The sequence below is a fragment of the Sphingobium sp. KKT206 genome, assembly GCF_055640555.1.
Genome location: NZ_CM145764.1, coordinates 706,094 through 720,332 on the forward strand (window position 1 = coordinate 706,094; position 14,239 = coordinate 720,332).

General features: G+C 61.1%; 11 protein-coding genes. 7 read left to right on the top strand and 4 right to left on the bottom strand.

Features of this window, described 5'->3' with window-relative positions:
• Window positions 1–80: 80 nt before the first annotated feature.
• A complete protein-coding gene (locus ACZ2HM_RS03370; RefSeq protein ID WP_313923991.1) occupies window positions 81–1,532 on the top strand; it encodes an efflux transporter outer membrane subunit in 1,452 nt (483 codons plus the stop codon).
• 190 nt (window positions 1,533–1,722) lie between these two features.
• Here ACZ2HM_RS03370 and ACZ2HM_RS03375 read toward each other — a convergent pair whose 3' ends face one another.
• Entirely contained in the window at window positions 1,723–1,998 is a 276-nt protein-coding gene (locus ACZ2HM_RS03375; protein WP_169574595.1) for an HU family DNA-binding protein, read from the bottom strand.
• A gap of 1,051 nt (window positions 1,999–3,049) precedes the next feature.
• Here ACZ2HM_RS03375 and ACZ2HM_RS03380 point away from each other — a divergent pair.
• The 5 genes from ACZ2HM_RS03380 to ACZ2HM_RS03400 all read left to right on the top strand — a co-directional run bounded on the left by ACZ2HM_RS03380 (window position 3,050) and on the right by ACZ2HM_RS03400 (window position 10,531).
• Complete coding sequence (locus tag ACZ2HM_RS03380) at window positions 3,050–4,033, top strand: ATP-binding cassette domain-containing protein (RefSeq protein ID WP_470426786.1); 984 nt, start codon at window positions 3,050–3,052, stop codon at window positions 4,031–4,033.
• A gap of 238 nt (window positions 4,034–4,271) precedes the next feature.
• Complete coding sequence (locus tag ACZ2HM_RS03385; RefSeq protein ID WP_470426250.1) at window positions 4,272–4,820, top strand: RNA polymerase sigma factor; 549 nt, start codon at window positions 4,272–4,274, stop codon at window positions 4,818–4,820.
• The gene (locus ACZ2HM_RS03390) at window positions 4,817–5,857 is read left to right on the top strand and encodes a FecR family protein (RefSeq protein ID WP_470426251.1); all 1,041 of its coding nucleotides are present in this window, start codon (window positions 4,817–4,819) and stop codon (window positions 5,855–5,857) included. Before ACZ2HM_RS03385 ends, ACZ2HM_RS03390 begins: the two co-directional genes overlap by 4 nt.
• A 379-nt stretch (window positions 5,858–6,236) precedes the next feature.
• Window positions 6,237–8,504, top strand: a complete 2,268-nt coding sequence (locus ACZ2HM_RS03395) for a TonB-dependent receptor plug domain-containing protein (RefSeq protein ID WP_470426787.1) — start codon at window positions 6,237–6,239, stop codon at window positions 8,502–8,504.
• 2 nt (window positions 8,505–8,506) lie between these two features.
• Window positions 8,507–10,531 carry an Atxe2 family lasso peptide isopeptidase gene (locus ACZ2HM_RS03400; protein ID WP_470426252.1) on the top strand — a complete coding sequence of 675 codons (2,025 nt, stop codon included), beginning with the start codon at window positions 8,507–8,509 and terminating at the stop codon, window positions 10,529–10,531.
• An 8-nt stretch (window positions 10,532–10,539) separates the two neighbouring features.
• On the opposite strand, the gene ACZ2HM_RS03405 is transcribed toward ACZ2HM_RS03400, so the two are convergent.
• The 3 genes from ACZ2HM_RS03405 to ACZ2HM_RS03415 are packed head-to-tail and all read right to left on the bottom strand — an operon-like array spanning window position 10,540 to window position 13,115.
• Entirely contained in the window at window positions 10,540–12,378 is a 1,839-nt protein-coding gene (locus ACZ2HM_RS03405; RefSeq protein WP_470426253.1) for an asparagine synthase-related protein, read from the bottom strand.
• A complete protein-coding gene (locus ACZ2HM_RS03410; RefSeq protein ID WP_470426254.1) occupies window positions 12,266–12,925 on the bottom strand; it encodes a lasso peptide biosynthesis B2 protein in 660 nt (219 codons plus the stop codon). The genes ACZ2HM_RS03405 and ACZ2HM_RS03410 overlap by 113 nt, the downstream gene beginning before the upstream one ends.
• Before the next feature lie 49 nt (window positions 12,926–12,974).
• Window positions 12,975–13,115, bottom strand: a complete 141-nt coding sequence (locus ACZ2HM_RS03415) for a hypothetical protein (protein ID WP_470426255.1) — start codon at window positions 13,113–13,115, stop codon at window positions 12,975–12,977.
• Window positions 13,116–13,337: 222 nt separating this feature from the next.
• Between ACZ2HM_RS03415 and ACZ2HM_RS03420 the strand changes: the two genes are divergently transcribed.
• Window positions 13,338–14,237: a DUF7146 domain-containing protein gene (locus tag ACZ2HM_RS03420; RefSeq protein ID WP_313924002.1), complete on the top strand. Its 900-nt coding sequence runs from the start codon at window positions 13,338–13,340 to the stop codon at window positions 14,235–14,237.
• The last annotated feature ends 2 nt before the right edge of the window (window positions 14,238–14,239 follow it).

Below are 14,239 nucleotides of genomic sequence, written 5' to 3' on the forward strand. Positions count from 1 at the left end.
AACGCTCCAGCCAGCATTGACAAATCGTGACCATAAGGAACATTAGTCATATATTGAACTCAATCTCTCGAGGCTTGAACATGCGACACCGTCGATCCGCATTCCTGTTGTCAGCTACGGCCGCGCTTCTGGGCGGCTGTGCTGTCGGGCCTCGCTACGTCGCGCCGGTTTCCTCGGCGCCGACTGCTTTTGTCGGCGCTCCCGCCGTCGATTCGCGAACTGCGGCAACGCAGATGGCGGACCTGGTCAATTGGTGGCGGGCGTTCCAAGACCCGCTGCTGACCAGTCTCGTCGAGCGCGCGCTCGCCCAGAATCTGGATCTGCAGCGGGCGAGCGCGCGCGTCGTTCAGGCGCGCGCCGCGCTGAAGAATGCCAACGCCGCGCTCCTGCCATCCGGGCAGATGAGCGGTCAGGGTGGCGAAACCTATCAGTCGCTGGAAACTCCGATCGGACGGATTGGCAGCGCATTCCCGCAATTCGAGCGTTCAACCGAAACCTATGAGTTTAATCTTGGCGCCAGTTGGGAAATTGACCTGTTCGGTGGCCGTGACGCCGCTCGCGACGCGGCCCGCGCGGATTGGCAGGCATCGGCGGCGGCAGCAGTCGCCGCACGCCTTGCAGTGGCTGCGCAGACTGCGGATACCTATATCGCCATCCGGACCTTGCAGGCGCGCCTCGACGTGGCGCGCGCGCAAACCGACACCCAGCAGAAACTCGTCGATCTGATCACCCTTCAATATCGCAAAGGCGTCGCGGCCGAGCTACAGGTTCGCCAGGCCGAAGGCGCGCTGGCGCAGGTGCGCGCCTCGATCCCGGCTTTACAGAACGAACTCGACATGGCGATGAATGCCCTCGATGTGCTGATCGGCGTTCAGCCCGGCACAACGCGATCTGAACTGGCGACGCTCTCCCCGATACCGCTGTCCCCTGCTGTATCGACGGCGGGCGGGCCGGCAGCGCTTTTGCGGCGTCGGCCCGATATCATTGCGGCGGAACGGACGCTTGCCGCTTCCAACGCCCGGATCGGGGTCGCCGTCTCTGAATATTATCCCAAAATCTCGCTAAGCGGTCTGCTTGGCACGGCGACGACGGCGGCAGGTGGTCTGTTCACTGGCAATGCGACGCAAGCCAACGGCGTGTTGGGCTTGCGCTGGCGCCTGTTCGATTTTGGTCGTGTCGATGCGGAGATCAAGGCTGCCAAGGGCCGTAATGCCGAGGCGCTGGCTGCGTATCGCCTGACCGTCCTGCGTGCGTCGCAGGATGTCGAGGATGCCTTCTCGACATTGGTCCAGCAGGAGGCGCGTGCGGCAGCTTTGTCACAAGGTGAAATAGCATTGACGCGCGCGCGGACATCCTCGTTTGCCGCTTACAAGGGTGGGGCGGTCAGCTTGATCGAAGTGCTCGATGCTGACCGTAGGCTGCTCGAAACCCGAGATGGTGCGATCCAGGCTCGCGCCGCCGCAAGCCGCGGCGCGGTCGCCTCGTTCCGCGCGCTGGGTGGGGGCTGGGATCCGGTTCCGGCGACGAACTGAAAGACTGGCAAGATGATGCGATTCTGGGGGTGCACTGTTGCAGTATATCATGGTCCCCCGCTCGCCAAAGCCAGGGACGTGATCTAACATAGGTCACTTCTAAGTGAAAATTACGGGCCTCCCCGGGTCACTTCTCTGCGCAAATCAATAGTTAGGCCCTTCTCACGAGAAGAGAAGGGCTCATGGCGGATCAGCCGTTCAGCTTATCTTTTAGTGCCTTGGCTGGCGTGAAGCCCAGCTTCTTCGACGCAGCAATGCTGATCGTTTCGCCGGTTGCTGGGTTGCGGCCATCGCGCGCAGCACTGTGCTTGACCTTGAACTTGCCAAAGCCTGGAACCGAGACCTCCTCATCCTTACCGGCCGCATCCGCAATTTTTGCGAACAGCCCGTCGATGACCTTCTTCACATCGGACTTGGCAAGCCCTTCATCGGTAGCGATCGAAGCGATGATATCGGTCACGGTCATAGGTCATAGTCCAGCTGTGATAAGGAGGGGCTTGAATGCCCAATCCGTCGGCTTCTGTCGAGAGGGGGAGCCAGGGAGAATTTACGACAAACAAGCGTTCGCGCGGCCGAGCGTCGAAGAAAATATGTTTCACCGAGCATGATCCCTCCGCAATCCCGGTTCGCAAGATGATCGTGCGGAACGAATGCGAGGCTTTGTCCGATTTTCGGACTTGTTCCGATGGCTTCGCGCGCCCGAGGCTGCGATCCGTGAGGCAGGCCAAGCGACCCTTTGCCGGGAGGCTGTACATCTCACGGAGGAAGCAATGTCTGCGCTGGCCCTCATGTTTCGCCTCACGCAAATGATGGTCGACAAGCGCTTGGGCGTCCGCGACGCAGTCTTTATCGGGATGGCAGGCGAGGGGGTCGGTATCCTCCTCCTTGTTGCGGGCCCTCTGCTGCTCAAGCTTCTTGTCGATCGCCTCTCCCAGCCACATGCGCCTTCGGCGCCGATGGTTGTCGCCGTGATCCTCTTTGCACTTACGGCCGCTGCCGCCGGCTTGATCGCTGCTTTGCGTCATCACAGCACGACCCGCATCGTCGAGGCGATTGCCGGCGACCTGGCGGTGCAGCTTCTTGCCGCTCGCCTTCCCATCATGGCGAGGAACCCTGACGCCATGGGGGGGAGGCTGCTCGGGCAGATCGAACGACTGCCGTTCAGCCTCCATCTCTTGATCGACGGCTTTTTATGGCAGGCCGTTCCCCTCATGGTTCAGATGGCGGTGGCTTTCTGCGTGATCCTGGCGGTCGTTCCCTGGATCTATGCGGTACTGATCGGCTTGACACTCGCAGGCTATTGCTTCGTCACCATGGTGGGGGCCGAGCGCTACCAGCATCAGGCTGTGACAGCGAATGAGCGGTCTGCAAGCCTGACGGCATGTGTCGCCGATCTTCTGCGCAATGCTCCGCGCGTCATATTCAATGGCAATATGGACGCCGAGCTTGCGCGCGCAGCCCTGGTCGCCGGCGAGCGAGCAAAGGAGGCTGGCCGCGGCACCCGGTCCCTTGTCTTGATGGCGGCCGTGCAATGCAGCGCCGTAACGCTGGGTCTCGTCCTCCTTCTTGGTCTCGCAGTCCGTGACGTGCTGGCTTTCCGGCTGACAGTAGGGGACCTCATTTTGTTGCAGGCTTACGCGTTACGCCTTGTCCTGCCGCTTGGCGGCTTTGGCTTCCTGCTGAGGCAGGCGGGACGGGCCGTCGCGCAGATCCGCGAAACATTGGCCTTGATCGATGGTCATGCGCGATCGCCTTCATGTCCAGGCCCACTGCCCGATGGTCCGGCGCGGGTCCAGCTCGCCGACATCAGCTTCGCTTTTGACGGTATCAGGCACGTTGTTCGTGATGTCAGCGCCACCATCGAAGCTGGAAGCCTCACTGTCCTGGTTGGCGCTAACGGTTCGGGCAAATCGACTCTTGCTCGTCTCATCGCGGGATTGCTGGATCCTTTGGCAGGCAATGTGGATGTCAACGGCATCATCCTTGCAGATGTGCCGCGCGAGCACCGGCACCGGCATATCCTCTATGTCCCGCAGCATATTGGGCTGTTTGCGCGTTCGCTTGGCGAAAATGGCCTCTATCCCCCGGCAGCATCACAAGCGCAGTGCCTGCAGCGACGGCTACAGGCGCTTCGCTTCTACCCAGATGACCGTATGCCCGAACTCGACATGCCGGTCGGAGAAGGCGGTCACGGACTGTCTGGCGGCCAGATTCAAAAGCTCGAACTCGCGCGGCTGGCGAGCGCGGCGGTGCCGGTCCTCATCCTCGACGAGGCGACCTCAGCGCTCGATCTGCAGAGTGAGACTGCTGCGATCGAGACATTGCGGCGCGAGCGTGCCCAGAGCACGATCATTCTTGTGACCCATCGTCGGCATATTGCCCGTATGGCCGACCAAGTTCTCTTCCTCGTTGATGGCGCGCTACGTTGTGCAGGGACAGATGAGGCCTTGGCGCAGCGAGCCGATTATCGGAATTTCTGGCATCGAGCCAAAGGTGCCTGAGCTCTCTTCGGGGATGATTGACAGGGGAATGCGAAAAGGCAAAGAATTAGGCCATGCACCATGGCTGTCCATCGGACGGCCCGCTTGCTCCGCGAGACGGCTTCGTCTCCAGGCACGGCACCGATCAATGCAATGGAACCGGCACGTCCCGGATTCCATATTTGTGTCCGGGCCTATTTTCGTATGTCGTTTTCACAGCATCGCCGCGCAGTCTGCCGCGCGCCTGGCAGTTCACCATATGCCACGCAGTGATGGCGGGAAGGCCAGCGCCGAGGGAGCGCAGCAAACACGCAGACGCATTCTCGAGCGGCTTTTCCGGTCCGAGGCACCTGGTCTTGCGCGTTTCGTTCGAAGTCGGATCGGGCGGACCGAAGATGTCCACGACCTTGTACAGGAGGCCTTCGTCAGTCTGGCTGCCGCGCGCCCGCAGATCCTGCTCGAGCGGCCGGAAGCCTATCTGCAACGGGTCACACGCAATCTCGTGTTCGAGCGTTTCCGCCGCGGCGCGCGGCCAGGACGACTGGTGCAAGCAGATCTGGACGAGGCGCTAGGCGTGGCCGTTCCCCCCGAACAGGAATGGGCTCTGGAGGCCGATGACGCGACCAGTCGCTATGTAGCCGTGCTTGATACGCTTGGCCCCCAAACCCGCGAGATATTCCTCCTCCACAGGGTGGACGGACTGACCTACGGCGAAATTGCCGATCGGGTGAACCTCTCGATCAAGTCGGTCGAATATCATATGGGTCGCGCCTTGGCGCGGCTCCATCAGGCATTTTACGGGTCATGAGCAAAAAATCCACAGCGCAGCGGGGAGAGCCGACACCCAACCCATTGCTTGACGAGGCGATCAGCTGGTGCCTGCGCATGCACGGCGAGGATGCCGACCAGCACAGGGCTGCCTTCGAAGCTTGGCTCTCCCTCGGGGGCGTGCACCGTCAGGTCTATAGCGAGGTGAGCGAACTCTATGGTTTTGGCGAGAAGCTGCGCGGGGTCGATCTTGACCGGACCGCTGACCAAACGCAGGAACCCAGGCATGCATTTCACGCGTCCCGATGGAAGGGGCCTGCTCTGACGGCGGCACTCGCCATCTTCATGGGCATTGGTGTTTTCTACTTTGAGGGAAAGCGGGAGGCAGCTCCCGACCGACTGGCAAGACGTGCGCTTGGCGCGCCAGGGCAACTGCAGACAGCGCTGGGCGAGATTCGAACGATCCGGCTCGATGACGGGTCGATGGTGACGCTTGACACGGACAGCCTGGTCACCTTCGAGCCGGGGCGCTCGAACAGGCGGCTGCGCCTCGAGCGCGGCCGTATCCGCCTGGCCGTTGCAACAGCTTCCAGACCGTTCGTGGTCGCAGCTGGCGCGGGGACGATCACCACGCTTGGCTCCTTGGTCGACATTGGCTTGTCGCGCTATCAGGAGGTTGACATGTCATTCTTGCGGGGCACGGCTGAGCTTCGGACCGCAGGCAAATGGTCGGCTTTGAGACCCTCTAATGCTACCCGGGTCGCCAAAGGCTATCGCGCTAGCTACGGCCCGGATGGGCGAACGGCTATTGCGAAGATGGCGAGTGACGAGCTTGCGGCCACCAACTGGCCAAGCGGGCTCATGTCTTTTGACGGCGTGCCGCTGGCGCAGGTGTTGGGCCATGCCAACCGCTATGGCGTGGTGAAGATCATCCTCGCCGATCCCGCGCTTGGCCAGCGGCGTTTCTACGGCACGGTGCGCCTCAACGACACCCGTCGGCTCGCGGCCGTCATTGCGCACGCCTTATCCCTGCAGCTGCTCGAAGAGGGCGGGACGATCCGTTTGTCCCCGACATAAAAATCTTTCGTCCGGTTTAGGGTAGGGCCGGACTTTCACAATGTCCCCGTCAGAGCCCGCCAACACCGGGCCTGCCACAACTGGGGGACATTCCATGCATAACGCCCGTCATTGGGTGGCAAGCAGCCTGCTTGCCATCGCGGTCGCTCATACCCTTCCAAAGGCATCCGCGCGCGACGAGGTCAGCGCCCCTGTCATGATCGATTTGCCAGCGCAGCCGCTTACCAAGACATTGCTGGCGATCGGGACACTGACAGGAAGGCAGATCATTTTCCCAGGAGATGCGATGGCTGGCCTCTCCGCGCCTGGGATTGAGGGGCGTCTCACAGCACCGCAGGCATTGGCTCGTGCCCTGATGGGGACGGGTTTTAAGGTCGAAATGGGTTCCGACGCCATTTACATTCGCCTTCCCTCCGGGGCTGCCGGGGGACAGGGAGCCGAGCAAAGGGGCGAAGCCATTGTCGTGACAGGATCGCGCATAAGGGGCGTGGCATCAGCTTCGCAGGTCTACAGCTATGAGACCGCACAGGCGCGAGACCAGGGGATCACAGACATGCGCGGTCTCGCAGCCGCAATCCCGCAGAATTTCACCGGTGGTCAAAGCCCAGGGGTCGGCAACGGCGCCGAGGCATCGGGAAGCAGAAACACGGATTCCTCAACCGCGCTCAACCTGCGCGGGCTTGGACCCGGCTCCACATTGACGCTGCTCAACGGTCACCGGCTCGCCTATAATCTCAGCAATCAGTCGGTGGATTTCTCCAGCATCCCTTTCGCGGCGGTAGAACGGGTCGAAATCATGCCTGATGGTGCGTCCGCGCTCTATGGTTCCGATGCGATCGGCGGCGTTGCGAACATCGTGCTCAAAAAGGATCTTCGCGGCGTAACGGCCAACGCCGTGCTGGGTGCGGCGACGGACGGAGGCTATTCCACCCAGAATTACAATGTCGCCGCCGGCACGCTCTGGCGATCCGGCGGCGTGCTGCTGACGGGCAATTATGACCGCAACACGGAGATTCTGGCGGGGGACCGCAGCTTCGCTTCCGGCGTGAACGAACATCTCACCCTGTATCCCAAGATCGAAAGCTACGCCGTCGTCGGCAGTGGCCATCAGGATGTTGGCGAAAATCTGGTCCTCGCGCTCGATGCCCTCTATGCACACCGGGACGCCGTGCGCTCCAGCCCCTACACCAATAACGCGCCGGTCGAGGTGTCGGGGATCGTCTTTTCGACGTCTAGCTGGAATTTGAGTGTCGCGCCCTCAGCGACGCTTCGCATGAGCGATTGGCAATTCTCGTTAGTCGGCATCTATGGGCGTAGTCATCTCAGGAGCCGCTCGCACATTTTCCCCAGCTATTTCAGCAGCGCGGTACTGGAAAATGAGACGATCGGAAGCGAAATCGCGGGCGATGGGCCACTGGTCGCCATTCCTGGCGGCGACATCCGCCTCGCTTTTGGAGGCGGCTATCGGCGGGACGCCTTCATCTCGCGTGCGGCGAGCAATCCGATTGATGCACATCAGGAGAATATATTCGGCTATGCCGAACTCAGCATCCCACTGTCTTCGCCAGACCAGGAGATCCCTGGCTTCTATCGCACCTCGCTTTCAGCGGCCGTTCGTTATGAGGACTATCCCGGCATCGGAAGGCTCGCGACGCCAAAGCTGGGTTTCGTCTGGTCACCCAATGCGGATGTCGACTTCAAACTGAGCTGGGGCCGCTCTTTCAAGTCGCCGACCCTCTATCAGCGGCTCAATCCCGTTACCGTCTATCTGTTTCCCGGAAACCTCTACGGCGAGCGGCCGGGCGCTCCAGCGGGTCAGACGATATTGGCCGTCTATGGCGGCAATAGCGAACTGAAACCCGAAAAGGCGGACAACCTTTCCGCGAGCCTCGTCTTCCATCCAAGTCGGATACCTGGTCTCGATCTCTCGCTCAGCTATTTCAGGGTCAACTACCGGAATAGAATCGTCGACCCGATCTCGTCGCTGAACCGCGTGCTGATCGATCCGGTGTTTGGAAACCTTGTCCAATTCTCACCCACGCCCCAAGAGATAGCCGCGACGATCGCCATGGCACCGCTGGGCCTTGAAAATCAGACCGGATCCGGTGCTCCGTTCGACCCTGCAAGCGTCTACGCCACTATCGATGGTCGTTCGCAGAATGTAGCGAAGGACCAGATTTCAGGCGTCGATCTTAGCTTGAGCTATCGCTTCGATGCCGGAAGCCTGGGAACGCTCTCCCTCTTTAGCAACGCAACTTATCTGCGCTCCAGCCGCATCCTCATCGCGGGGATGCCGAAGATCGACCTTGCAGGCACCATTTTCAATCCTCCCCATTTCAAGCTGCGCGGCGGTGTGGGCTGGTCGCGCGACAGCCTGCTCGTGAATGCCGTGATCAACTATATCGGAGGCGTGAACGATAATCGGCGCGTTGACACCGTCGAACTCAAGGGCATGGCCAGCGTCGATCTGTCGGTCAAATATCATGTTGATGTCGCAGGTGGCGTCGATGTGCAGGTGAGCGCTCTCAACATCCTCAATGCCAAGCCTGATATCATCCGGAACTCGGGCAATTATATGCCAGTCGACAGCACCAACTACCCTACCATCGGCCGCTACATGAGCCTCTCGCTCACCAAGAGCTTCTGACGGTGCTGGCTCTTATGGCTGTCGCCGCGCTCGCCCTGTCCCAAGCGGCACCGCCGCCGCAGGCAGATCGATGCACAGAACGTCTGCACTGGCGTTCGGCTGCAGGCTCGACGCGACCTTCCGATATCGATGTCCTAGTGGAACTGCGCGATATCGGCGGACAGGCGGATGTCGAAGCGCCCTTCACCGTCTCGCCCGATGGAAGGAAGATCGCTCTGACTCTACGACGCGCAGACGCAGGACGGAATGACTTTTGCCAGGGCATTGTGATCCTCGATATCCGGTCCGGGGAGGTTAGTGCGCCCATCCTCATAGGAGGCGGCGTTGCGCTTAATCGTTACGATCTTCCCGAAATTCCCGATTTTTCAGGCGGGGTCATAGCTGCCGTCATACCGCGCTGGTCACCTGATGGAAAATGGCTGGCCTATACCGAGCGGCACGATGGCATCGTTCAGATCATGCGGGTGGCAGTGGCCGGTGGAGAGCCTCTGCAGGTGACGCACTCGCCGGTGGACGTTCGGGATTTTTCCTGGAGCAAGGACGGCAAGGAGATCGAATATGCCACGCGGCCGGATGACCCATCCGCCGCTCAGGCTGTGATTGAAGAAGGAAAGGACGGCTATCGCTTTGACGAGCGTTGGATGCCCGAATGGCGCTTCTCGCCTTTCCCCAGGCCAACGGCGACCAGGCGCTTTGCCGTAGCGCTATCTTCAGGGGCCATAAGGGCGGCCGATGCTGCCACTGCGGGAAGCGTCGGACCAGGAAGCGCGATCAATGCGTCAGGCTTCGAGGCGCGCATCGCTTTTCGGACCACGGGTCTTATCAACGGGCCGAAATTTATCACGGCGTCCAGGAAGGGTGGCGAACGAGTTGAATGCCGTGACGCCACTTGCGCCAAGGCGCGCCAGCTCTGGTGGCGCGATGAGCGCAGACTGCTGTTCTCCAGCGAAACCGGACCTGCCGACAGCCTGACCGAGATTGTAAGTTGGGACCTCACCACGAACAAGAGGCGCCGCCTGCTCCTGACATCTGATCGCGTGGATGGCTGTCGGCCCTCCGCGGAAGGTCTGGTTTGCGCTGTAGAAAGCTCGACGGTTCCGCGTCGGTTGATGGCTATCGACTATGACACGGGCGCCGAGCGAGAGCTGCTCGACCCAAATCCCGAGTGGCGGGCGATCGCGCTGGGCGAGGTTCGTCGTCTCCACTGGAAAAACGATATCGGCCTCGAAAGCTTTGGCGATCTTGTCCTTCCACCGGGCGTGACCAAGGCGGCTGGCTTGCCGCTCGTCGTCGTGGGCTATCAGTCGCGCGGCTTTCTGCGCGGAGGCACGGGCGACCTATTCCCCATATTCCCTTTGGCCGCCAGAGGGTTTGCCGTGCTCGTCTACACGCGCCCTGCGTTTTTTGGCTATTTGAAGCCAGTGGAGACTCAAGCCGAGGCCGATCGCCGAGGCTTTGACGGATGGGCGGACAAGAAGAGCGGCGCCTCCTCGATCCTGGCCGCAATTGCGATGCTGGAGAAGGAGGGTGTCGTTGATCCGAACCGCATCGGTCTTACCGGCTTTAGCGACGGCGTCGACAAGGCGACCTATCTGCTCATCCATCATAATGTCTTTCGCGCAGTCGCCATGGCCGGCTGCTGCAGCGATCCTTTAATGGTAAACGCCTCAATTGGCCCCTATCTCGCGAAAGTCGCCACGGCGGCAGGCTTTCCCGCCTATAAGGACCGCAACAGCGAGCGCGTTCGGGAATATTCCCTTGCGGCCAATGCTGCCCATGTCGACACGCCGATCCTGATCCAGTCGGCCGACCGCGAATATATGCATTCACTCGAGGTCGAGGCCGCATTTCGGCAGGAGGGCAAGCCGCTCAGCCTATATGTTTTTCCAGACGAATATCATATATTCTGGCAACCCGCGCATCGCAGGGCTGCCTATGCCCGCAATATCGATTGGTTCGAATATCATCTGCTTGCAGACGGCAAAGGTCCGCTGCCGCGCTCGCTTGCTCCGCTGGTGCAGCCGTAACAGGCGAGCTATCCGCGCTGATAGCGGCACCAGATTTCGGCATCGACAAGCTCTAACAGGCGCAGATAGTCCAGGTCTCGAACGGGAGGTTCGCGCTCGCAATAGCGTCTAACGGCGTCTGCATCGAGAATCTGTTTTTCGACGAGCATACCCTCGATGAGGAACGCCTTCAGGTCGTGGCGGTAGGTCTCGAAATAGCGGGCATGCATCTCGAGCGGCGACCCCTTGCTCCGTCGTTCTGCGATTTCGGGCGGGAGGGTGGACGCGGCCTGGCGGGCGATGGACCTGTCGATGCCGCCGTCACACCACATCCAGCTGGGGATGCTCAGACACGCCTCAACGATCGGTGCCAGGAGAAGGGGAGACAGGCCGACCGTCGATGCTGATCGCGGAAAGCGCTCGAGATAATTATGCGCCCTGATGATCACGGCGATATGGGCTGTCGATCCGCGAAGCGCATCGCAAGGCGCATCTAGCCAGGGATGGAGCTTTTGGGGAGCGGTCCGCTCCGCGACCGCGGCGGTGAGAAAGACCGGCTCGCGCGGCCAGGCATAGGCGTTCACTGGTTGAAACCGCGTGCGCAGCGTTCTTGCGACATGGCGTGCAAGATCCATATAGGAGGCCGATGTGATCCGTCTGAGGTCGGCAAGCATCTGCCAGACGCCAGCCAGAGAGGGACGAGCCTGGAGCAGATCGCCAAGCGCATAGGGCGGTGCCATGCCGCAAAAACTATTGTCTCCCCCAAATCCGCCCAAGACGGCGCCATGCCCGCCTAGATAGCTCTGATCGAGCAGCCTTGCGTTGATCAGCCCAGCGATCGTTCGATAGGTCGGCCGCGGCAGAAACATGTCAGACCGGCAACTGGTCGGAAAATCTGGCGCTCGATAAGGGACCGCTGTCAACGGTGCTTCGCATGTCCTGGCGACGATCGCGGCGAAGGCGCGTTCATCTCCATATGGATCGCCGTCGGTGTAGAATGTAAGAAGCCGCGCGTCCTTCGTGAACTGCGCTATCTGTGTGGCAACGATGGAGGAATCGAGGCCGCCCGAGACCGTGATGAGGGGGTGTGAATATCTGGCCGCAAGCGCCTGATGCACAAGGGTGAATGCGCTTTCGAGACGGTCGACCGCTTCCTCCACCGTCTCCACCGGTGACATTGCAGGATCCCAAGGAGTCCATGCGGCTTTTGTCTCGATCCCCTGCGCTGTGACGGTCATTTCTTCACCAGCGAGCAGTTCGTAGACCCCGGTCAGCCCCGTTCGGGCCGTGAAATGGTTGATGAACAGAAGCTCTTCGGCAACTTCCGTCCAGTCGATGTCCAGGGGACGTCGATCATAGAGGCGCAGCAGATCGACATCGGAGGCGACTATCCAGCCACCCTCATGTCGTCGATAATAGCAGGGCAGTTGTCCGGATGGATCGCGAACAAGGCTGACCTGTCCAGGCTCTGTGGCGTTGATGGCGACAAAAGCACCCCAGTGTCGGGCCAGAAGAGCTTTGGCCGGGTCATTCGTGTCGCACTCATTCGCCGTCATCTCTCTTGGGAAGGCAAGGCCGAGGATGACATAGTCTCCTTCCGCTGGCTTTGGCACCTCGATCGGTCCGCTCACATGCAGGGAAAGTCCTTGTGCTTCAAGGACAGGGCGGAAGCCCGAAGGCGCCTTTTGGGGGATCGTTCCGACAGATCCTGTGTCCATCGCCATATCGATAAAGCAGATATAACGGCCGCCCATATCAGACCGCCAGTATCGGCGAGAAGCTGCGCGCAGTCTCGAGATTGTCATTGACCAGCAGCCCGTCGAGCTGGACCCAGCAATGGGCCGAGAATGGGGCCGTTCGCACGCCAATGACCAGCGTTGCGGGAATGTCCCGGTCGAGCATGGCCATCATGAGGGCTGTTGAAATCGAGAGGCAGCGATCGTCAGTCGGGAAAAAGGGGCCAGTGCGTGCGAATGCCTGCGCCACCAGTCCCGCTTTGACCTGATCAATGCGCGATTTTTGGAGGTTCCGTTTTCTTGCTTCCAGGCGGCCGATCACCCGATCGAGAGGCGCGATGCGGAGCCAGGCAATGGCATAGGCGCGCAGAAGAAGGGCGCGCGCAAAAAGCGCCCCCCCGGCTGACTGTTGTTGGCATGGGAGTTTGCCCTCCACCGCCTGGAGCCTGTCGGTCCTGGAATCGGCTTGAGGCGAACCCGGCTGCAGGCCAGCAGGGCCGAGCAGGTCGGCAAGTGCGGCCAGGTCAGCGGCATTCTGCTCCCCAGCCGCCACGACACGCAGGAAGCTTCCATGCAAGACCCGTGGGACAGCAAAATAGCGGTCCTGTTCGAGGTCGAGAAGGATGATATCATCCTGGCAGATGGCGTGAACCAGGCCGGGCCGTAATTGCATGGACATGGAGAGCCTCCCCCTAGCCGGACGCGCGCGGACGCGCGTCCGGTGCCGATCACTCGGCGTTGAGGCCCATCTGGAAAATGCGCTGGGACGAGGGATCGTCCTGCGGTCCATTATTGTTGAGGCCCTTGGTCACGATCGTCGCCGCGCCGAGGTCGATGAGCCGGTGGCTGTCCTGATCCTTCTTCGTCATGTCATGCTCCTTGGTTGTACCGCCGAATCGCGGTTTCCAGAGCATCGCGCCAGAAGCGATTTTGATAAAATGGAGATGGTCCGAAAGTCGGACAATGTTCCGCGAATATTTCGCAAATATCATCTGGTATCAGTAGTTTTTGGAACATGGCTAATATTTGATGGAAGCCGTTTGAGGGGAAGGGTGAGCGGCTTGCATATAGATTTTTGCAGGCGCTTTCCCATGACTATCAGTTCTCTTGGCCTCGCAGCGGCGAGGCTCGTCCATCGGCTTGGCGGCAAGTGGCAGACGCACGGCGCGATGTGTCACTGCCCCGCGCATGACGACAGGATCCCAAGCCTCTCGATCCGTGTCGGCCACAGCAGCCTCCTGTTCAAATGCTTTGCAGGATGCGACACGCTCGATGTCCTGCGGGCGATCAGGCGCCTTGACTTGCGCGTGCCCGTGGAAAGGTCCGCGGCCTTTGACATGGCGCGCGCGATCGCGCCAAGGACGGGCGAGCTTGCCCGGTCGCTCTGGAACTGCGGCCACGGACTCGCCGACACGCCGGGCGACATCTATCTGCGCGCGCGGGGTATCGATGCCTGCTCGCAGGCGCTGCGCTGGCATCCACGAACGCCATTGGGCCGCGGCAGGGATGTGCAGTTTCGGCCAGCGCTCCTGGCGGGGATCGAGGCGCAAGAGAGGATCGTTGCGGTGCAACGGCTCTTCCTGGAGCGCGATGGCCGCGCGCTCGCACATGATCTCAGCCGACCAAAACGGACCCTGGGCCGTCCCCTCTGCGGCGCTGTCCGCCTGTGCGAAGCAGGGCCGCGCCTCGGACTTGCCGAGGGTATAGAGAGCGCCCAGTCCGCGTCGATCCTTCTTGGGCTCCCCGTTTGGGCCGTCCTCGGCGCAGAGCGGCTTCACCAGATTCGCGTGCCCCCGGCGGTGGAGGAGATACTGCTTCTCCCCGACTATGATGCTGCAGGCCAGAGAGCCGAACGCCTGGCTCGTGCAACCTATCTTTCCCAGGGCTTCGCAGTCGAGACCCTATGGCCCTGGCGCGGCCATAACGACTGGAACGACGTGCTGCGGGAAGGGGGGAGGGAGAAAGTGAGCCGGGCGCGGATAGCGGTCTGACA

What these genes read in the sequence shown, in the direction of transcription:
- ACZ2HM_RS03370 (WP_313923991.1), top strand. Translation starts at nt 81, where the DNA reads ATGCGACACCGTCGATCCGCATTCCTGTTGTCAGCTACGGCCGCGCTT.
- ACZ2HM_RS03375 (WP_169574595.1), bottom strand. Translation starts at nt 1,998, where the DNA reads ATGACCGTGACCGATATCATCGCTTCGATCGCTACCGATGAAGGGCTT.
- ACZ2HM_RS03380 (WP_470426786.1), top strand. Translation starts at nt 3,050, where the DNA reads ATGGCGGCCGTGCAATGCAGCGCCGTAACGCTGGGTCTCGTCCTCCTT.
- ACZ2HM_RS03385 (WP_470426250.1), top strand. Translation starts at nt 4,272, where the DNA reads ATGCCACGCAGTGATGGCGGGAAGGCCAGCGCCGAGGGAGCGCAGCAA.
- ACZ2HM_RS03390 (WP_470426251.1), top strand. Translation starts at nt 4,817, where the DNA reads ATGAGCAAAAAATCCACAGCGCAGCGGGGAGAGCCGACACCCAACCCA.
- ACZ2HM_RS03395 (WP_470426787.1), top strand. Translation starts at nt 6,237, where the DNA reads ATGGGTTCCGACGCCATTTACATTCGCCTTCCCTCCGGGGCTGCCGGG.
- ACZ2HM_RS03410 (WP_470426254.1), bottom strand. Translation starts at nt 12,925, where the DNA reads ATGTCCATGCAATTACGGCCCGGCCTGGTTCACGCCATCTGCCAGGAT.
- ACZ2HM_RS03415 (WP_470426255.1), bottom strand. Translation starts at nt 13,115, where the DNA reads ATGACGAAGAAGGATCAGGACAGCCACCGGCTCATCGACCTCGGCGCG.
- ACZ2HM_RS03420 (WP_313924002.1), top strand. Translation starts at nt 13,338, where the DNA reads ATGACTATCAGTTCTCTTGGCCTCGCAGCGGCGAGGCTCGTCCATCGG.